Source organism: Devosia algicola, from assembly GCF_028816455.1.
Lineage (GTDB): Bacteria > Pseudomonadota > Alphaproteobacteria > Rhizobiales > Devosiaceae > Devosia > Devosia algicola.
The window spans coordinates 3,240,089-3,259,251 of sequence record NZ_CP118246.1; the positions used below are offsets into that span (position 1 = coordinate 3,240,089).

Sequence of the window (19,163 nt, forward strand, 5' to 3'; positions counted from 1 at the left end):
TGATTAAGCGGATATGCGCTGAGATTGCATCTATTCCGGCAAAATTGCCGCCTGGACTTTCACACGTAATGACTGCAAACATCGCCCAACAGGCGCTCGCCTTCTTTGGCGTGATCATGATTGCCCGTTTGCTGCCGGCTGAACAGTTTGCTTTGGTTCGCATCGCCATAGCCTATGCAGCTGTAGCGACAATTTTGGGCGCTGGCGGGCTAACAGCGCCAATTTTGCGATACTGCGCCGATACGATGCTGGACGAGGGACAAAGACGCGCGCTTCTCGGTAGGGCGTTGGTCTGGCTACTGCTGATCGCTAGCGCTACCACCGTCGCCTGCGCGATTCTTGTTGCGTTGTCGGGCCGCACGGGTGATGAGGCCCTTGTCTTGATCGCATATTCCTTGCAAATTCCAGGCTCTCGCGGGGACCAGCTTGCTGCTGGTTTACCTGCAGGCCGTGCAGCGTTTCAGGTTCCTCGCCTATTCTCAGATTGCCATACGGAGCCTGTCGTTGTGTCTGACGATCCTTGGCACCTGGCTATTCGGATTGCCGGGGCTCCTACTGGCGACGTTAGTCGCAGTCCTAAGTGGCGTGGTTCCCCTACTCATGGCAGCACGCCCGACATTTGGCCACCCAACTTTGCCACTTCCAAGGGATTTTTCTGCTCTCGCCAAGTATAGCCTCGTCGGGATGTTGATTAGTACTGTCGGACAATACGCCGACCTGATGTTGCTGGATTGGGTTGTCGAGGACCGCGGCCTCATCGGAGTCTATTCGCTTGCAACGATATTCTTTTTCGCCGCCAGCGCGCTGGCAGGTGCAGTACAAAGTGTTGCAACGCCGCACTTTACCGGCCTGATGCGAGATCGAATCGCATTCCAGCTTAGTCTTCGGCGATGGACATTTGGGCTGACGGTGGCAGGTGCGGTCACAGCGCTTGGCGCCACAACACTTGCCTACTTGGTGGAAGATCTATTTCTAGGGCCAGACTACAATGGTCTCAGCCTGATGGTGGCGATTTTGATGCTTCGTTTCTGGGTCTGGTGCACCTATGCCGTTGGAGGAGCAGCAATGGTCGGCATTGGTGCCATAAAACAGGGGACTATAATTGCCGCGATTACGACAGCCGTTGCTTTTTTGGTCGGCTATCCATTCGTTCTTTGGGCGGGGGTATGGGGTGCTGCGACGGCTCAGATTGTCGTAGCATTGGTTACCGCATCGTTGGTTTATAGAGTGATCGCAAGTGAGATAGCGAAGCTGTCAATTGTCGCAACCGCTGATAAAGGTACGCGATCATGAAGTTGTGGGCCCTGCAGGAAAGAATTGCTGCGCGCGCGGGGCGTGTTTTGCGTCGGTCGCTAGACCAAATGCGGGCACTATCGACACCAACCTATGCCGCAACGGCTGGCGCTCAGTCGCAGAATGAACGGTTCGGTTTCCTTGATCACGATTTCATGGTTCGACTGGCGGCTTTGTCGCCATGGCATCCTGGAGTAATTTCACGTCTCGCGGACGATGCCATAGGTCATCGCTTTGATCTGCTGGGGTCTGGGCCGGTCGTTGTTGCACATGGAATAAAATGCGCTGGTCTGGCGGGAATCTCCTTTGATCCCGTGATGGCACCCGACGTTGACGCGGATGGTCGCTGGCTTGATAAGTTAGTTAATCGTAGCAACGTCGCGGAGTCGCGCCGGATATGGCGATGCATCGAGGGCGGCTACACCCCAATCGACTGGCAATTGGATTTTAAGTCTGGATATCGGTGGAGCGAGAAGACCTGGTACGGCCGAATACGCTTCGGGCACCTGCGTGGCGTTGACGTAAAAGTGCCCTGGGAGTTGGCGCGAATGCAGCACCTCCCAGCGCTCGCGCTGGCAGCGCATTATGCAAGAGCGGGCCTTCTTGCCGAACGCACCTCATATGATTATGTGCGTGAGGCAAAAAACCAGATGCTGGATTTCATCGCCACCAACCCACCCGGCTTTGGCGTCAACTGGGCCTGCGCCATGGATGTTGGAATACGCGTCGCCAACATGGTTGTGACCTTTGACATGATGGCCGCTACCGGCGTCGACCTTGGAGAGGACTTCCAATCAATTTTTTCGAATAGTGTCCTTGCTCATGGTCGGCATATTGCGCGCAATATGGAATGGTCACCGATATTTAGAGGTAATCACTACCTTGCCAATATTGCCGGTCTCCTGTTTGCCGCGGTTCATCTATCGCGCAGCAGGGAGACAGAAATTTGGCTCTCGTTTGGAACCGCAGAGTTGATCACGGAACTTGAGTACCAGTTCCACCCCGACGGCAGCACCTTTGAGGCCAGCGTCTGTTACCATAGGTTGTCGTCAGAAATTGTATTGTGGTCATTCGCTTTGCTCGACAATTTACCAGTCGAAAAACATGCTTCGTTTGCGCAGGCAATTGATTGGTCCGAGCCAACGCCGCCTCGTCGAAAATCCGGGCCACTGGCGCTTCACACGGTTCCTGGAACGTCTCGCTTAGGCCCAATCCCGCCATGGTGCAGGGAGCGGCTGCATAAGATGGCTGGCTTTACGAAAGCGCTAACGCGGCCCGACGGCCTAATCGTACAGTTTGGTGATAACGACAGCGGACGCTTCCTAAATTTCGGCGCCAGTGAAGTGCACGCTGCAAGGGGCAATCCGGGACACCCTGCCTGGTCGCTTGATCACCGGTCAGTGGTTTCCGGGATAGACGCTTTTCTTGGTTATGGATGTGAGGATGCTGCCTCCGCAATAATAGCTGCGTTTGCGGGCCGAGGGAGCCTCGCCAACACACGGCCAACGGCAGCCAAGTGCCCTGACGCTTCCGTCGGAAACATAGACATTTGGAACGAACTCCTTGCTTTGAGCGATACGGTGGAACAGGTGAGCGCTTGGCGTACCGATTTTTGTTCCCGACCGGGCATCCTAGACAAATTGGAACGGCAGAAGTTCAACGGCATGGGTTGTTTCGTATTCCGAAGCCCGACCTTGTATCTAGCGATTCGGTGCGGCGAAATCGGTATTCACGGCCTGGGCGCGCATGCCCATTGCGACCAATTAGCGATTGAGCTGTTGATGGATGGCAAGTCGCTAGCACGAGATCCGGGAAGCTACATTTACACGCCCCTCCCCGAGGTTCGAAATCGATATCGTTCGGTTATGGTTCATCATGCACCCCGTCACCTACATCACGAACCTGCAGACTTATTGTTGGGCGTCTTTGACTTGAGGGAAAGCGCCGTAGGGGAATGCTTATTTTTTGGGGACGAAGGATTTGTCGGTCGCCACCGCGGTTACGGCTTTGACGTCTACCGGATTGTGCGCGTGTGCAATGATCGGGTAAGCATAGTAGACTTCAGTCCAGATGGTCATCATATCTCCGATCCGCAACCAGATAAGATCGATTTTTCGTCGGGCTATGGCTTCGCCGACGGCACGGGACCAAGATGAAAATACTGGTTATTTCACATTCGTTCTCACCAGATTTGACGCCACGCGCTTTCCGATGGGCTGCAATTGCAGATCAACTGGCCAAGCTTGGTCACAAAGTACACATTCTTTGTGCCGCACAGTCGAGCGTGCCTGATGGTGGCGATTTCGTTGTTCATCGTGTTGCGGATCGAATTCAGCGAACACGAGCATCAGCTACGCGTGGGACGCCCATGGACATCGCAACAGACCGCAGTGCAACGCACATTCGCAGTTGGGCCAAGAAACTCATTCGCCGTCTATGGCGTGGCCTATATTGGCCGGACTATGCCTGCGGCTGGGTTATACCCGCGGCGGCCAGGGCACGGGAGTTGCAAACGCGGTATAACTTCGACCACATCATAACTACGTCGCATCCATTCTCGGGACATCTTGTATGGCTGCTCGCGGGAAATGACAAAAAGGATGTGGACTGGCTCGTCGATATTGGCGATCCTTATTCCCTCATGGCAGAGCCCGCACCCTACAATCGGTATCTCTATGGTTGGTTGAGCGCCTGGGCTGAAAGTAGAGTGTTGCGGCGCGCCACTCGCGTCAGCGTGACTACCGAAACGACAGCAGAGCTCTATCGCTATAACTTTCAGTCGGTACGGGGCAGCATTGGTGTTATCGGCCCTCTATTATCCCTACCTGCCACACCGATTGTGCCAACTCGAACCGGCCCTCCGACGCGGGTGGTGTTCGTGGGGACACTATACCGCGATCTTCGCAATCCGACGGCGGCGCTGCAACATTTTGAGGCCCTGGCCAAGGCCTATCCGGACCGACATTATGAATTGCACTTCTATGGTGCCGTGAACGATTGCGGAGATATTCTGGCCGAGTATGTGGCGCGACTTCCCCATCTGGTTATTGTGCATGGCCTAGTGCCTCGGGAGGTCGCAGCGAAATCAATGGCGGATGCGGATGCTTTGCTCAATATTGGCAATCATTCAACTACACAACTTGGAAGCAAGGTCATTGAATATGTCGCGGTGGCGCGTCCGATCATCAATATCGTAAGCATGAAGGGCGACGCCTCAGGCCACATGCTTTTGACCCATCCATCCTGCGTCACGCTTTCGAGTCAATCTAGTGTTCGAGATGGTCAGAGCACAGCAAAAATCGCCGATTTTCTGGCAAATCCGCCGCCCATCACGGCCGAATATGTCGAAAATATCCGTCTGACACATTCCCCCGAATATATCACTCGGCAATATCTCGCCATGATGGGTGCCGCTGACTGAGCGTGACATCAGCTGCGACGGAGCAATTGAATATGTTGATGTCTCCAACACTAGTAGGACAAGTCGCTGCAATTTTGTTACAAGTCCTGCCACTTGAGCTGTTCGCTTCATCTTTGATGTGTGACCGGTCGCCAATTTCTTTTTTTGTCACGTTTTGGAGACGGCAAGGCGATGCACACTCTTTGTGATAACGCTCTCAAGGCATTGGCCAGGTCATCTAAATATCCATCGCGAAAGTAGTACTGTGAACAGTCCTGATCCCACACTTGATCGCTACCTCAACGGCGACTACGCCGAAAAAAATCCTGACTGGGACTCAGCAGATGCTCCATGGAAAGCTGGAAAGATTGCGCAAATCCTGGCGGACCATGCTGTCGTTCCCCAAAGCGTCGTAGAGGTCGGATGCGGATCGGGTGCGGTACTGGTAGGATTGCAGAAGATGCTGCCCAATGCCCGTATGGAGGGGTACGATATTGCCCCCGATGCACAGCGTTTCTGGGGCGAACCCAGCCACCTCGGAATTCACTTCGGTCTGGGCGATTATTTGGAAATGGATACCCCGGTGCCGGACGTCGTTCTTGTCGTCGATGTTCTGGAGCATCTTGGCAATCCGTGGGACTTTTTGTCCCGTTTGCGCAGTCGCTCCAAGCTGATCGTCTGCCATATACCGCTCGACCTTTCCGCTTCGAGCGTGGTGCGCGAAACGCCGCTGCTTCACGTCCGTGACAAGGTTGGGCACCTTCATTATTTCACAAAGCAACTGGCCGTGTTGCTGCTAGAAGAGTCAGGCTACGAAGTGTTGGAAGCGAGATACACCAACGCGTCTCTGGATGCTCCCCAGCTGGCGTTAAGAACCCGGATGTTCGGATGGCTCCGTCGGCTTCTCTGTGCGCTGAATAAGGATTTCGGCGTCAGGATGCTGGGCGGAGAAACACTGATGGTCATTGCTCGCCCATTAGGTGATATTTGATACTCTACATCCAAGCGTCGAATGTGCATTCAGGTGGTGGTAAATCCCTGCTCTTGCCACTGCTGGGAGCAATTAAGCGACCCTGCACGGTATATGTCGATAGTCGCATAGGGGACCTGCCAGCGTTGCACGAAGACGTGAGAGTCGTTTTCGTTAATCCCAGCCTGTGGGGACGGTTCAAAGCGGAGTGGGAACTTCACATGCGGGCGACTGCCGGTGACACAGTCCTATGTTTTGGCAACCTGCCTACCGTTTTTTCCAGTAGGGCTAAGGTGCTGGTCTACGTTCAAAGCCGCTACGTGATCGGAGGGGTGTCGACGCAGGCCCTGCCGATGAAGTTGCGTCTGAGACTTGTCATCGAGCGCGTCTGGCTCAGGGCATTCCTGCGTAGTGCGGACATTGTCGTCCAGACACCGACTATGGCGAGGAAGGTTCAAGAAATCATGGACCGCCCAGCCCGCGTTATGCCCTTCTCACCTCTCCTGAATCAGATCACTGCCGATAACGACAAACATACTTACGATTATGTCTACGTAGCATCCGGTGAAGCCCATAAAAACCACCGCCGCTTGGTAGAAGCATGGGAGATTCTGGGTGTACATGGCTTGAATCCAACGCTGTGCTTGACGCTTAACAAGGAGCGGGATGGGGAACTGTTGGCCTGGACCAATGCGCGTGCGCAGGGTGCCGGACTTTCAATTCGAGTGGAGGATGTGTCGGATCCCGTTGCCATTGCGGGGCTATTGGCCCGCAGTCGGGCTCTGATTTTTCCATCCATGTTCGAGTCGTTCGGTCTGCCACTTGTCGAGGCGTCCCAGGCGGGACTGCCTATTGTCGCATCGGAACGCGACTATGTTCGCGACGTCGTAGTCCCTGTCGTTACCTTTGATCCGGAATCTGCCCGTTCGATAGCCCAGGCCGTCATGCGGCATCAGGGTCACGCCGAACCACCGATACAGGTCCCCGAGCCCGCCGCGTTCCTTGATCAGATATTGGCGGCCCGCTAACATGCGAGATCCTGATCACCACCCAGTACTTCTGGCCAGAAAACTTTGTCATAAATGATCTGGCGGTCCTGCTTTCCGGCATGGGCCACGACGTCACGGTGTTAACCGGAAAGCCGAACTACCCCCAAGGCACATTTTATGACGGATATCATGGCGGGGGCATTTCACGCGAACATCTCGGCGACGTTCTCGTTGTCCGGATTCCGATGATGGCCCGTGGTTACTCCAGGATTGGTCTGGCCCTCAATTACCTATCCTTCATCCTGTCGGCGTCATTGTTAGGGCCGTGGGCTCTACGCGGACAAAAGGTCGATATTGTTTTCGTCTATGGCATCTCGCCACTGCTGCAGGCGCTGCCGGCCGTGCTATTGGCAAAGTTGCGACGCATCCCGTTGGTCGTGTGGGTCCAGGATCTCTGGCCGGACAGCCTGACGGCCACCGGACATGTGCGCAACCGGATGATCTTGCGCGTTGTCTCTGCTCTTGTGCGGCTGATCTACCGTTCGAGCGATCGGATACTAGTGCAATCACGGGCGTTTATCGAGCCGGTGGCAAAATATGCCGAAGTTGAAAAGATCCATTATTATCCCAATCCATATTTGGAGAAGCGCTCGACGCAGGTCAGCGAAAAGGTGGCCCGTCTGGCATCTGACATAGGTCAACAGTTTTCCGTCGTGTTTGCCGGGAATCTGGGCACAGGCTCAGGCGCTGGACACCATCGTTGACGCGGCCAGGCTGCTCGCGGACCGCCCCGAGATACGTTTTTTCGTGGTGGGGAGCGGCAGCCGCGAAACCTACCTTCGCGATCAGGGGAAGTCGGGCATGCTTCCCAATATAACTCTTTGCGGCCGCTTTGATAGTAAGGACATGGATACAATCTTGGGTGCAGCAGGGTGCCTTCTGGTTAGTTTGGTGGACGCACCAATTTTTGCCCTGACAGTGCCCAGCAAGTTGCAGGCCTATCTGGCCGCCGGGCGGCCGATCATCGCCTCGATGAATGGTGAAGGTGCCCGCCTAGTGGATGAAGCCGGTGCCGGCGTTGCTGCGCCAGCAGAAGACGCAGCGGCACTAGCTGCCGCAATCGTGAAACTCGCTGGCCTGACGGATGCCGAGCGAAATGCCATGGGCGTCCGCGGGCGCGCATATTTTGACCAGCATTTTTCGGCTATGAAGGCTCACCAATACGCTGGTCGGGCATTTCGCACAGTTGACCCACGAAGTGGATTCCAGAAAATGAAAATTCTTATTCTTGGCGCCTCGGGCATGTTGGGCCACGCGATGTTGCATATGCTCTCCAGGGCGACTGACCACACCGTATTCGGCACAATTCGTTCGGATGGAGCGCGTCGATTTTTTCAGGATTACCACCAGAAACGGTTAATCTCGGGAGTTGACGCCGAGGATCAGGATGCCCTTGTGAGGGTCTTTTCCAGTGTGCGACCGGAAGTGGTGGTCAATTGCATTGGCCTAGTCAAGCAACTGGCACACGCGGACGACCCGCTAGTTGCGTTTCCCGTTAACGCACTGTTGCCGCATCGTTTGGCACGGCTCGCCGCGCTGGCTAATGCCCGCTTTATCCATGTCAGCACGGACTGCGTTTTTTCTGGCCGCAAGGGCCTCTATTCGGAGGCCGATGAACCCGATGCACAAGACGTCTATGGACGCTCTAAGCTGTTTGGCGAGGTCGATTACCCGAACGCCATCACTCTGCGCACCTCGATCGTGGGTCGAGAACTAAACAGCAGCCACGGGCTTGTTGAATGGTTCCTGTCGCAATCGGGCAGCGTGCGCGGCTATACGAACGCGATTTTTTCAGGACTGCCGACCTGCGAATTGTCCAGAGTTGTGAGAGACCACGTTCTGAATCACCCGGACCTTCACGGCGTATATCACGTTGCCGCGGCGCCCATCGCGAAATTTGCCCTTCTGGATGCTAGTCAACCGACAGTATGACAAGGGGATCCATCTGGAACCAAATGCCGATCTGGCCATCGACCGCTCACTGGATGCAACGCGATTCAACAATGCGGTTGGCTATGCCCCACCATCCTGGCCGGAGTTGGTGGCCATGATGCATTCGTTCAAGTAAAGGGAAACGCATGTTCTCCAACGGAATACTGATGATTACCGGCGGTACCGGTTCCTTCGGAAACGCCGTCCTGAAGCGTTTCCTGAACACTGAGGTTAGGGAGATCCGTGTCTTCAGTCGCGATGAGAAGAAGCAGGAAGACATGCGGCTCGCCCTGAATCATCCCAAACTACGCTTCTACATCGGCGATGTACGCGACTATGATAGCGTCAAGCAGGCGATGCGTGGCGTCGACTTCGTTTTTCACGCGGCAGCCCTCAAGCAGGTGCCGTCGTGCGAATTCTACCCCATGGAAGCTGTGCGGACCAATGTTCTGGGGGCAGAAAACGTCCTAAACGCCGCCATTGAGTGCGACGTCCAGCGCCTTATAGTTCTGAGTACCGACAAGGCGGTCTATCCTATCAACGCCATGGGAATCTCCAAGGCCATGATGGAAAAGCTTATGGTCGCCAAGTCCCGCATGCTCGACAGTGGCAAGACGGTGCTGAGCGCTACGCGATACGGCAATGTCATGGCATCGCGCGGGTCGGTCATTCCTCTGTTTGTCGAACAAATGAAGGCTGGAAAGCCGCTCACGCTGACCGATCCGACGATGACCCGCTTCCTGATGTCACTCGAAAACTCTGTTGATCTGGTACTGCATGCCTTCCAACATGGCAATCAAGGGGACATTTTCGTCCAGAAGGCCCCTGCATCTACTGTCGGGGATCTAGCCGAAGCACTGCGCGAGATTTTCGGCGGCCAGACCAAGATAAAGGTAATAGGCACCCGCCACGGCGAAAAACTGTTCGAGTCGCTCCTGTCTCGCGAAGAAATGGCCAGGGCCGAGGATATGGGGCAATATTTCCGGGTGCCGGCAGACGCGCGAGACTTGAACTACAACAAGTATTTCGTCGATGGGGAAACCAGGGTGTCGGCCTTCGATGACTACACCTCGCACAATACGACCCGCTTGGACGTTCCGGGCGTGATAGAAATGCTCAATTCACTGGACTACATTAAAGATAAACTTGATGCGTAAAGTTATGACAATTGTCGGGACGCGGCCCGAACTGATCAAGATGTCCCGCGTCATCGACGCCTTTGACCGGCACACCCATCACACGCTCGTTCATACTGGTCAGAATTTTGACTATGAGAACCAACCAAATCTTTTTCGATGATCTTTGCATTCGTCGCCCTGATCACTTTCTGAACGCAGGTGGTGATACCGCCGCAGGCACAATCGCGCGTGTCATCGAACGCTCTGACGCACTGATGGAGGAGAAGGAGCCCGATGCCGTGCTGCTCTATGGTGATACCAATTCCTGCCTGTCCGTGATTTCGGCCAAGCGACGCAAAATCCCGGTGTTTCATATGGAGGCGGGAAACCGTTGCTTTGATCAGCGTGTGCCAGAGGAACTGAATCGCAAAATACTGGACCATCTAAGCGACATTAACATGGTCCTGACCGAGCATGCGCGGCGCCATCTGCTGGCAGAGGGCGTCCGACCCGAAACAATCATTAAGACCGGATCGCATATGCATGAGGTCCTGGAATTTTACAAAGAGCGCATCGAAGCATCTGACGTCGTTGCACGCCTGAATCTGTCGCCCAAGAACTACGTCGTGGTCAGCATGCATCGCGAGGAAAACGTCGACAGTCCGACTAAGCTGGCCGAGGTGATCCAGACGCTCAATGTGCTCGCGGCCAAATACGACATGCCTGTGATCATGTCGGTTCATCCTAGAACCAGGAAGAGAATCGACGCGCTTGCAGATCAGCACGTGGATAGTCGCATCCGGTACCTGAAACCGTTTGGCTTCACCGAGTATGTGCGGCTGCAGCTTGACGCGTTTTGCACTATATCAGATAGCGGCACGATAACTGAAGAAAGTGCATTGCTTGGCTTTCCGGCCGTTACGATACGCCCCGCCCATGAACGCCCAGAGGGTATGGATTCGGGAGTGTTGATCATGTCCAGTGGCGAATTGGAACGAGTTATGGACGCCGTCTGCGTCGTCACGTCAGGAACTGGAGGACCGGTTCGCAGGGTACCCGACTACGACGCACCCAAGGTCTCCGAGCAGATCCTACGAGTTGTGCTGAGCAACATCGACTATATCAACCGAACCGTTTGGTCCAAGACACTCTAGGTCGTCGATTATTGACTGCGCTGTGCGCCTTTCGACGCGGATGTTGTAGGATTGGAATGGCTTCTGGGGGTGCACATTGTTGGATGTGCTGCTGTCGGTTTTGAGGACACCGAGTTAAGGTGTTTTTTGGAACTGGAGAGTTTTGATGGAAAGACGCAAGTTCAGCCGGGAGTTCAAGCTGGACACCCGCAAAAACTGGGTGACTGAGCCTGCCGTCGCCGTGACAGCCGGCCAGTTTCAGTGTTTTGGCGGATTTAGGCTGGCATTTGACGATCTCCGGTGCCCGACGCGGACATTTTCCGGTCATCCGGGCAGACTCATGCCATGACGGTACGCTTTTCGTGGAAGACGAGGCGGTCGAAATTGTAGGCCAGATTGGCCAGAGTCAGTTTCGCTTCGGCCCGAGTGATGCCGATGGTGCGGATGAACAGGCCGAACCGGTTTTTCTGATGGGCAAACACATGCTCGATCCTGGCACGGATCGACGATTTGACCGCATTGGCCCGCGCGGTTGCGATCGGCATCGACTTGCCCTTTGGTTTGCGCCGATGAATGCGGCTGGTCAGCATGCGATCGGCGAGCCAGGCCTCGTTGCTCTGTGAGCGATAGGCGCTGTCGGCCCAGACCTCGCTGCCCGTATTCTCCCGGTCGATGACCTGGCGCAGCATCCGACCATCAGGATGGGAAGCGGAGGTCACCGCCGCGGCTCTGATGAAGCCGTAGCGCCGGTCGATGCTGATGTGGCTTTTGTAGCCGAATACCGGGATGGCGATCATGGGCAGCGGCGTGCCGTCCTGCCGGTAGCGCACCTTGCCGCCGATCTTGAGCGTCCAGCGCGCGTCGGTATCCTTCTGTGCCGCCTTGGCGGGCTCGTTTGGCCAGATCTCATCGGCCGATTTGAATCGTCCCGGTTTCACCGGAGACCTTTAGCTTCATTTCACGCGACCATATCGAGCACGTCGCGCTGTGCATAGAAGTTCTCTTCAGCCTCTGCTGGCGGGATGGTTCCGATGGGGCCAAGCAGGCGTCTGTGGTTGAACCAATCGACCCATCCGAGGGTGGCCATTTCCAGATCTTGCATGTTGCGCCATGGACCCTGGCGGTGGACCAGGCTCGGTTTTGTAGAGACCGTTAATCGTCTCAGCGAGGGCGTTATCATACGAGTCCCCGACGCTGCCGACCGATGGTTCGATGCCTGCTTCGGCCAAACGCTCGGTGTATCGAATGGACAAATATTGCCCGCCGCGATCCGAGTGGTGAACCAATCCGCTCTTTTGGACCGGCCGTCGATCATGCAGGGCCTGCTCGAGAGCATCGAGAACAAAGTCAGTTTTGGCCGATCGTGAGACCCGCCATCCGACGATGCGATCAGCGAATGTGTCGATGACAAAGGCCACATAGATGAAGCCTTGCCACGTGGACACATAGGTAAAATCGCTGACCCAGAGCAGGTTCGGTGCAGGCGCCCGGAACACGCGGTTTACCTTGTCACGCGGACAGGGCGCTGACGTGTCAGGGACCGTCGTCTTGACCACCTTTCCACGCACGGCACCACGGATGCCGATCTGTTTCATCAAGCGCTCCACCGTGCAGCGCGCCAGCGTATAGCCTTCCCGCTTTAGCTGATGCCACGCCGGACCCCATAGACCTGATAGTTTTCATCCCAGATCCGTTTGACCTCCGGACGCAACTCCATGTCACGCCGATGCCGTGCGGAGGCTTTGGAGGGATCGGCTTCGCACGCCAGACGATGATAATATGTTGACGGCGCGATCGGCAGGACTCTGCAGATCGACTCGACGCCGTAAACAGCGCGCTGATCTTCAATGAAGGCGATCATCGCTTCAGTGGGCGGTCGAGTTCCGCCTGCGCAAAATAAGCTGACGCCTTGCGCAGGATCTCATTCGCCTGGCGCAACTCGCGGACCTCACGTTCCAGGGCCTTGATCCGATCCCGTTCCTCGGTCGTGACACCGTCGCGCATACCGCTGTCTTTCTCGGCCTGCTTGACCCATTCGCGCAGGGTCTGGGGAATACAGCCGATCTTCGGTGCAATGGCCGCAATCGCGCCCGCCTGCGTTTCGTATGAGCCTTGATGCTCAAACACCATCCTGACCGCTCGTGCGCGGACCTCGGGCGAGTAGCGATTTGCCATTTTGCTTTTCGTCATAACCACCATCCTTACTTAAGTTGATGTCTCCGACAAACTCGGGGCGATTCAATTGACGTTGAACCGCAACCGCCCACGAGCTTGCACTGGAGACGCTGAGCAACCTCGACAACCTGTTTGGCATCCTCAACGTCGGCCACCAACGGTTTCCACGAAGACATGCACGCCGCCTTCATGGCGGCGATTGCGAAGCGGGCGTGAGTGTCGGTGTGGGTGTTGATCGAGACGAGATCAGGCTTTAGCGCCAAGTCTTCCTCGAAACTTGAGACCACCTCGTTGCGTGCTGTTCCTTCGGCAATTCTCTCAAGGATCGGTTCACGAGACCGATGATCTCGTATCCTAGATTCAGAGGGTAGGCCAAAGCGTGACTACGCTAGCCGAGGGCGCCGGACTGTTGACTGATGAAATCAGCCTGTTCGACTACTAGGCGGCCAGGGCTGCGCCAGTTCGGTCGTCGGCAATGGCACGTTGCCGACACAAATGACGAACACAATCAACCAACCGAACCCAGTGTCGGTGAGTACCAACAGCACCTACAAACCTCGTTCGAGGCAATAACGGTGCGGAATATCTCATCAAAGGTCCGCGCGACGCAGTTGCCGATAGCCATTGGGGGTGAGGCCGACGAGTTTCTTGAAGGACGTGGCGAAATACTGGCTTGAGGAAAAACCGAGCTCGAAGCCAATGTCAGTGATCGAGCGTTGGGTATCTATAAGTGCGTGTTTGGCGGCGATAATCCGCAAGTACATATGGTAGCGTGCCGGTGTGAAGCCTGTTTCGCGTAAGAAAATGTCATGGAAATAGCCGGTACTGAGGGATACGTGGTTCGAGACGGCGTCGACACGAATGTCGCTAGCGAGATTGGCTTTCATGTATGATAGCGCATTGACAACGACGGGTGAATTTTTCCGTGCTTGTTGACGTTCGTAATCTCCCAGCACCCCAATCATGATTTGGTGAAACAAGGCGCGGCTAAGGTCCTCGGCAAACGCCCCAGGATCGCGTTGCTGGACCAGCAACTCGTTAAACAATTCCCGCAGCGCGGGTCTGCCCGGGAAATGACGGCGTCCCATAGAATTGTAGGCGTCGCGCAGTAACATCGTGGTGGAGGCGGCGAGCCCAGGCAGACTTTCGTCGTGAGGAAAGTCAAAGCGCAGCCAATAGCGGGTGCAGGGATGGACAATTGCACTGACGCCACCTTGCCAGTCGCCGGGGTGATCGATGAGGACGCTGTTAGGGCCTGCCTCGTGCAGTTCCTTACCGTCCCACCACTCGACGCTTCCCTGTTCGAGATAGCCAATTTCCAACCCACCGGTGCCATCCTGCCGAACGCCGCCGAGTCGGGATTCCGAGGTGACGAAATAGCCGAGACTCACCAATTCGGGGAGGACTATTGAGTCAGGTCGGCGATACATCTCTAACGTCTCGGTGTTCAATTTTCTCAGCCTGCAAAATTGAAAGACACCAACACTGTGCCTCGTTAAATTAGGTTCAACAAGTGGGTTTCCCGATCAGCTGGGCAACATTGCCTTCGACCCAATTTGGTTTGAGGAGAATATCATGGTCACGACTGGTCCGAAGATTACGGTAATTGGCGCAGGGAGCTTGTTTTTCGGCCGTCAGGCGATTTGGCAGATGGTGCATTCGCCCCACCTAAATACTGGAACGCTGGCGCTGGTGGATACCGATATCGATCGACTGCGCAAGCTGGAGCGGTTGGCCAAAATGGTTGTAGCCAATGAGGGCGTATCGCTCAGAATCGAAACCAACACCGATCGCCGGGAGGTGTTGGGCGGTTCCGATTTTGTCGTACTGAGCTTTGCCAAGGATACGGTGCATTATCGCGGGTTGGACACTACAATTTCAGAAAAATACGGCATTCGCATGTGTTCGGGCGATACTATCGGGCCCGGCGGAGTCTTCCGCGCCATGCGAGAACTGCCCCATATTCTCGATTGTGCCCGTGATATCGAGGAGCTTTGCCCCGACGCATGGGTGATCAATTATATCAATCCCTCCGCCGTCAATGGCATGGCGCTCAAGCGTTTTGCGCCGAGTCTCAAGAGCTTTGGCTTATGTGACAGTTTGCACATGCCGCACGTCAAGCGCGCCTATGCCGAGCGCGCCGGCATTATCGGGGCCGATGAAAATCTGACACCCGAGCAGGATCAACGTTTCGATCTGCGGATCGCGGGGGTCAATCACTTCACATGGGTGCTCAAGGCTGAATATGACGGCAAGGACGTCATAAGCGAGATTGGGGAAGCCATCGGCCGCCGCGCCGCGACAGAAACGGACGGAGGCGACAAGGGCGCCAAGGCGATCAACAATGACGCCATCGGCTATCAATTGTTCCAGATGTTCGACAAGGTGCCTGCCTGCGTTGCCCACACCAAGGAATATGTGCGCTATTGGCAGGGGCATGGGATAACTGAAGGCAATATTCCCCAACTCGCGATCTGGGAGACCGAAGCCCGCTATGCGCGCCATCGCGAAATGTGGGAGCAGATCGACAATTTCATCTCCGGCGCGACCCCGATCGCCGATTATATGAAAACCTTCGGCCCCGACCATGCTACCGACATCATCGAAGCCATGGTTGGTGGGCTGAACAAACCCTTCTACATCAACACCCGCAATGATGGCGCCGTTACCAACATGGCGGACGATGCCTATCTCGAACTGCTGTGTGATATAGATATGGATGGGCCGCGTCCTCGTGCAGTCGGCGAGATGCCACGCGGCATAAGAGCAATGCAGGAAATTGTGCTCGATACCCATGAATTGACGGCAGAGGCTGTAGCCAATGGCGATCGTGCGCTGTTGCGGAGGGCCCTGTTGGTCGATCCGTTGACCAATTCGATCAGCGACACGGAGGCTCTGATTGATGAATTGCTTGACGCCGAGCGGGACATCATTCCGCAGCACTGGTTTGGCGGGTCAGGTGCCGTGCGGGCAGCTGGTTGAAATCATGCTGGCTGATGAGATGTATCAGCCAGCGTTGTATGAAATTCTCCGGTCAGAAAGTTGAACGACAAACTGGCCCACGCTACGTAGGTTGATCGCGCACTTAATAACCTCGTCAAGACGGTTGTATATGCCAGTAGGAAAAATCGGATGCCGCTTGCAGAGCACTATCCGAAACGCGGGAGGAGCAATGAAATGAACGCAATTCGGACCACCTGCCGTCTGTTGTGGCTGCCTCACCTCTCGCCGCGTATTGCGCCATGATCAATATCGAACGCCACCTGTCACCTCACCTGGACCGCACCCCGACGCCCCAGAGCGGAACCGGACCGAAAGCACTCGTGTCAGACAAGATTGAGCAGCACGACGTCCCCGTCCAACAAATCACCGCAGGGCAGCATCACTTTTTCGGCTATTATGATAAAACGCCATGGAATAGCAGCGGGCGCTATCATCTTGCATTGGAAACGAGTTTTCTCAACCGTCAACCAACCCGCAACGATGTCGCCGTCATCGGGACGATTGATACCCACAACGGCAATGTCTGGACGCCAGTCGCCGAAACCAGCGCCTGGAGCTGGCAGCAGGGTACAATGCTGCAATGGCTGCCGACCGAGCCTGAGCACACCATCATATACAACATCCGTGACAGCGATCAGTTCTATGGCGTCACCCATAATCTGGAAACCGGCGAGAAGCGCAGATTATCACGCTCTTTCTATGCGGTTGGCGAGGGCTATGCGCTCGGCCTCAACTTCGCCCGCCTGCACCATACACGGCCCGGCTACGGCTACGCCGATGGCGCGGACAGTAGCTTGTCGGCTGATCATCCCGATGACGACGGGGTTTACCGCATTGACCTCAAGACCGGCGATAGCGAACTGATCATCACGCTTCAACGACTGTTCGAAACCAATACGATCCCGCGAATGCATTTGGGACCGCACTGGGTAAATCATTTGACGATTTCGCCCGGAGGCAGCAACTTTGTCTTTCTCAACCGCTGCCAGTTTGATCCTGCAAAGCGCTTCAATGACCGCTTCTATTGCGCCTCGGCCGACGGCAATGACATCCGGCTTGTGCACGACAACACCTATTTCTCCCATTTCGACTATCGTGACGAACGCACCATCATCGCTTATGCGCGCACCCCTGGCACAGAGACCAATGAATATGCGCTTTACGACCTCCTTGAAGACAAGTTCACGGTCATTGGCCAGGACGTCTTCTCATCCGACGGCCATTGTTCCTTTTCTCCCGACCGCAAGTGGATGCTCACGGACACCTACCCAGATGCCAATCATGACCGCACGCTGATATTGTATGACATGGCGACCGGTCGTCGCATCGACATTGGCAGGTTTTATTCTCCGCCGGATCTCAAAAATGAATTGCGATGTGATCTTCACCCTCGGTGGAGCCGGGATGGGAAGGCTATCAGTATAGATTCAGCCCATGGCGGAAGTCGTCAAATATACACTCTAAATGTCTCCGGGATTGTTTGATGGCCGTGCTCGCGGGTCACGCAATCCATCATTGCTGCCATCGGCGAAATCACGCCAGACTAGGAAGTTAGGCAGCATGCAATTGTCGTCTGACTTCGTAAAATATCTGGATGAACTCGTACCAATAGATTTGTAATGCATAATTGCAAATAACCGCATTGTCACAAAAGAATTAATAACAACAATGACGTACCGAGATACGAATACACCGTAAACTTGCTATTGGTCGGATACGACGCCGTATCAACACCGAGAGCGAACTAACTACAAGGGAGGATAGGCTTATGACTAAACGAACCACAAACCGGCTAAACAGAATGAGCGTGGCGTTAATTGTTAGTGTCTTGACGTGCAGCACGGCAGTCGCCCCCGCGCTAGGTAACGAATTGAGCGGAAATATTAGCTTCTCGTGGTGGGGTTCTACGAGCAGAAACGACAAAATTGAGAAAATCGTAAAAATGTTTGAGGCGGAAAACCCAAATGTTTCAATTAGCGGTGAGCCCGGAGATTTTGGCAGCTACTGGGATAAATTGACAGTCAGAAGCGCAAGCGGCAACCAACCTTGTGCAATTACTATGCAGTCTCGATTGGCACCACAATATTCAGATCCCGCCCTACTACTACCCTTGGACGATCTCGTTGCGTCGGGTGATCTTGATGTCAGCGGGATCGACCAAGCTATCCTCGATGGCGGCCGTGGTGCCGATGGCAATCTATACTTCATTCCGCACGGCATCTTCTATAACACAATTATCGCGAACAAGACCGCAATCGAAGCGACAGGAATGACACTCCCAACCGCCGACTGGAATTGGGTCGATTTCGATGAATATACCCGAGAATTGTCAACGCATTTGGACGGTGGGACTTTGGCGGTTGCTAACAATGGCAGGGACATCGCATTGTTTTCGGCGTGGGTGTACGGTAGGGGCGAAAAGTTGTTCAACGCGGACGGTTCGATTGGATTCAGCAAGGAAACTCTTGTCGACTATTTCGACCTTTGGGAGCGTTTGCGCCAAGATGGCATCACAGAACCAGCTGACCAGATGGCCGAAGTTGGCACGACTCTCGAAACCTCGCTCATTGCGCAGGGCAAAGTTCTGATCGACACAAAAGCTGCCAATCAACTGGACGCCATTCAGCGCGTTTTAGACGTTGCGGTCCCAGGTGATCAGGCTCGTTTTGTTGACAAACCCGGTTGGTCCCGCCGGGTTCGGCGATGTCATCGGAACCAACGGTTTGGCGATCGGTGCAAACTGCAAGGGATCGGATCTCGACGCCACGGTGGCCTGGATCAACTATTTCACCCAGGACCCGGAAGCGGCCCAAGTGTATGCTTCAGACAACGGGGCCGTTACGGTAGCCAGCCTCCGCGAGGCCCAGATGGCGGATCCCAAATACTACACCTGGGCAGCGCCAATCGATGACTATACTCGGCGACGTCAGCCCGCACGCCAAAACGGAACTCTTTCCTGCAGGCGGTCGCACCGCGCTTAGCAGCGCTCTTATGAGCAACTATGAAGCTGTTGCATTTGGTCAGATATCCACATCCGAAGCCGCAGATAGGCTCATTTCGCAAGTCGAGCAGACTGTCCAAGACTGATAA

The 19,163-nt window shown here is 55.1% G+C and carries 16 protein-coding genes, 2 pseudogenes and 1 other annotated feature; of the genes and pseudogenes, 14 read left to right on the forward strand and 4 right to left on the reverse strand.

Translation table 11 applies throughout. The annotated features are described in order from the left end of the window. Positions 1-68: 68 nt before the first annotated feature. The 11 genes and pseudogenes from PSQ19_RS20040 to PSQ19_RS17315 all read left to right on the forward strand — a co-directional run. A pseudogene (locus PSQ19_RS20040) lies at positions 69-377 on the forward strand (oligosaccharide flippase family protein); the annotation flags it as partial. 49 nt (positions 378-426) lie between these two features. Continuing rightward, a complete protein-coding gene (locus PSQ19_RS17270; protein WP_282218754.1) occupies positions 427-1,293 on the forward strand; it encodes a lipopolysaccharide biosynthesis protein in 867 nt (288 codons plus the stop codon). Beyond that, positions 1,290-3,449 carry a heparinase II/III family protein gene (locus PSQ19_RS17275; protein WP_282218755.1) on the forward strand — a complete coding sequence of 720 codons (2,160 nt, stop codon included), beginning with the start codon at positions 1,290-1,292 and terminating at the stop codon, positions 3,447-3,449. Before PSQ19_RS17270 ends, PSQ19_RS17275 begins: the two co-directional genes overlap by 4 nt. After that, complete coding sequence (locus PSQ19_RS17280) at positions 3,446-4,714, forward strand: glycosyltransferase (protein ID WP_282218756.1); 1,269 nt, start codon at positions 3,446-3,448, stop codon at positions 4,712-4,714. The genes PSQ19_RS17275 and PSQ19_RS17280 overlap by 4 nt, the downstream gene beginning before the upstream one ends. Before the next feature lie 244 nt (positions 4,715-4,958). Next, on the forward strand, positions 4,959-5,684 hold the full coding sequence (locus PSQ19_RS17285) for a methyltransferase domain-containing protein (protein ID WP_282218757.1): 726 nt from the start codon (positions 4,959-4,961) through the stop codon (positions 5,682-5,684). Positions 5,685-6,016: 332 nt separating this feature from the next. Beyond that, positions 6,017-6,691, forward strand: a complete 675-nt coding sequence (locus PSQ19_RS17290) for a glycosyltransferase (protein WP_282218758.1) — start codon at positions 6,017-6,019, stop codon at positions 6,689-6,691. Between the two features lie 59 nt (positions 6,692-6,750). Further along, positions 6,751-7,416, forward strand: coding sequence for a glycosyltransferase (locus PSQ19_RS17295; RefSeq protein WP_282220735.1), 666 nt, complete (start codon positions 6,751-6,753; stop codon positions 7,414-7,416). After that, positions 7,370-8,644, forward strand: a complete 1,275-nt coding sequence (locus tag PSQ19_RS17300; RefSeq protein WP_282218759.1) for a sugar nucleotide-binding protein — start codon at positions 7,370-7,372, stop codon at positions 8,642-8,644. Before PSQ19_RS17295 ends, PSQ19_RS17300 begins: the two co-directional genes overlap by 47 nt. Positions 8,645-8,790: 146 nt before the next feature. Further along, positions 8,791-9,801 carry a polysaccharide biosynthesis protein gene (locus PSQ19_RS17305; RefSeq protein ID WP_282218760.1) on the forward strand — a complete coding sequence of 337 codons (1,011 nt, stop codon included), beginning with the start codon at positions 8,791-8,793 and terminating at the stop codon, positions 9,799-9,801. 113 nt (positions 9,802-9,914) lie between these two features. Further along, entirely contained in the window at positions 9,915-10,916 is a 1,002-nt protein-coding gene (locus PSQ19_RS17310; RefSeq protein ID WP_328517686.1) for a UDP-N-acetyl glucosamine 2-epimerase, read from the forward strand. Between the two features lie 145 nt (positions 10,917-11,061). After that, positions 11,062-11,244 carry a hypothetical protein gene (locus tag PSQ19_RS17315; protein WP_282218761.1) on the forward strand — a complete coding sequence of 61 codons (183 nt, stop codon included), beginning with the start codon at positions 11,062-11,064 and terminating at the stop codon, positions 11,242-11,244. Here PSQ19_RS17315 and PSQ19_RS17320 read toward each other — a convergent pair. From PSQ19_RS17320 to PSQ19_RS17330, 4 genes and pseudogenes are all read right to left on the reverse strand, one after another. Further along, positions 11,234-11,833: a transposase gene (locus PSQ19_RS17320; RefSeq protein ID WP_282218762.1), complete on the reverse strand. Its 600-nt coding sequence runs from the start codon at positions 11,831-11,833 to the stop codon at positions 11,234-11,236. The genes PSQ19_RS17315 and PSQ19_RS17320 overlap by 11 nt on opposite strands. Before the next feature lie 20 nt (positions 11,834-11,853). Beyond that, a pseudogene (locus tag PSQ19_RS17325) lies at positions 11,854-13,085 on the reverse strand (IS3 family transposase). After that, positions 12,682-12,798: a sequence feature (AL1L pseudoknot), on the reverse strand. (Overlaps the previous pseudogene by 117 nt.) An 11-nt stretch (positions 13,086-13,096) precedes the next feature. Continuing rightward, positions 13,097-13,357: a Gfo/Idh/MocA family oxidoreductase gene (locus tag PSQ19_RS20045; protein ID WP_407649026.1), complete on the reverse strand. Its 261-nt coding sequence runs from the start codon at positions 13,355-13,357 to the stop codon at positions 13,097-13,099. 303 nt (positions 13,358-13,660) lie between these two features. Beyond that, positions 13,661-14,521, reverse strand: a complete 861-nt coding sequence (locus PSQ19_RS17330; RefSeq protein ID WP_282218763.1) for a helix-turn-helix domain-containing protein — start codon at positions 14,519-14,521, stop codon at positions 13,661-13,663. 124 nt (positions 14,522-14,645) lie between these two features. Between PSQ19_RS17330 and PSQ19_RS17335 the strand changes: the two genes are divergently transcribed. The 3 genes from PSQ19_RS17335 (at position 14,646) to PSQ19_RS17345 (ending at position 18,984) form a co-directional block, all read left to right on the forward strand. Continuing rightward, on the forward strand, positions 14,646-16,052 hold the full coding sequence (locus tag PSQ19_RS17335) for a family 4 glycosyl hydrolase (protein WP_282218764.1): 1,407 nt from the start codon (positions 14,646-14,648) through the stop codon (positions 16,050-16,052). A 260-nt stretch (positions 16,053-16,312) separates the two neighbouring features. Further along, entirely contained in the window at positions 16,313-17,557 is a 1,245-nt protein-coding gene (locus PSQ19_RS17340; RefSeq protein WP_282218765.1) for a hypothetical protein, read from the forward strand. Between the two features lie 317 nt (positions 17,558-17,874). Further along, positions 17,875-18,984, forward strand: a complete 1,110-nt coding sequence (locus PSQ19_RS17345; protein ID WP_282218766.1) for an ABC transporter substrate-binding protein — start codon at positions 17,875-17,877, stop codon at positions 18,982-18,984. The last annotated feature ends 179 nt before the right edge of the window (positions 18,985-19,163 follow it).

Excerpts from the sequence above, each read along its gene's own strand:
- PSQ19_RS17275 (WP_282218755.1), top strand. The coding sequence starts at position 1,290 with ATGAAGTTGTGGGCCCTGCAGGAAAGAATTGCTGCGCGCGCGGGGCGT.
- PSQ19_RS17280 (WP_282218756.1), top strand. The coding sequence starts at position 3,446 with ATGAAAATACTGGTTATTTCACATTCGTTCTCACCAGATTTGACGCCA.
- PSQ19_RS17290 (WP_282218758.1), top strand. The coding sequence starts at position 6,017 with ATGAAGTTGCGTCTGAGACTTGTCATCGAGCGCGTCTGGCTCAGGGCA.
- PSQ19_RS17305 (WP_282218760.1), top strand. The coding sequence starts at position 8,791 with ATGTTCTCCAACGGAATACTGATGATTACCGGCGGTACCGGTTCCTTC.
- PSQ19_RS17310 (WP_328517686.1), top strand. The coding sequence starts at position 9,915 with ATGAGAACCAACCAAATCTTTTTCGATGATCTTTGCATTCGTCGCCCT.
- PSQ19_RS17315 (WP_282218761.1), top strand. The coding sequence starts at position 11,062 with ATGGAAAGACGCAAGTTCAGCCGGGAGTTCAAGCTGGACACCCGCAAA.
- PSQ19_RS17335 (WP_282218764.1), top strand. The coding sequence starts at position 14,646 with ATGGTCACGACTGGTCCGAAGATTACGGTAATTGGCGCAGGGAGCTTG.
- PSQ19_RS17340 (WP_282218765.1), top strand. The coding sequence starts at position 16,313 with ATGATCAATATCGAACGCCACCTGTCACCTCACCTGGACCGCACCCCG.
- PSQ19_RS17345 (WP_282218766.1), top strand. The coding sequence starts at position 17,875 with ATGAGCGTGGCGTTAATTGTTAGTGTCTTGACGTGCAGCACGGCAGTC.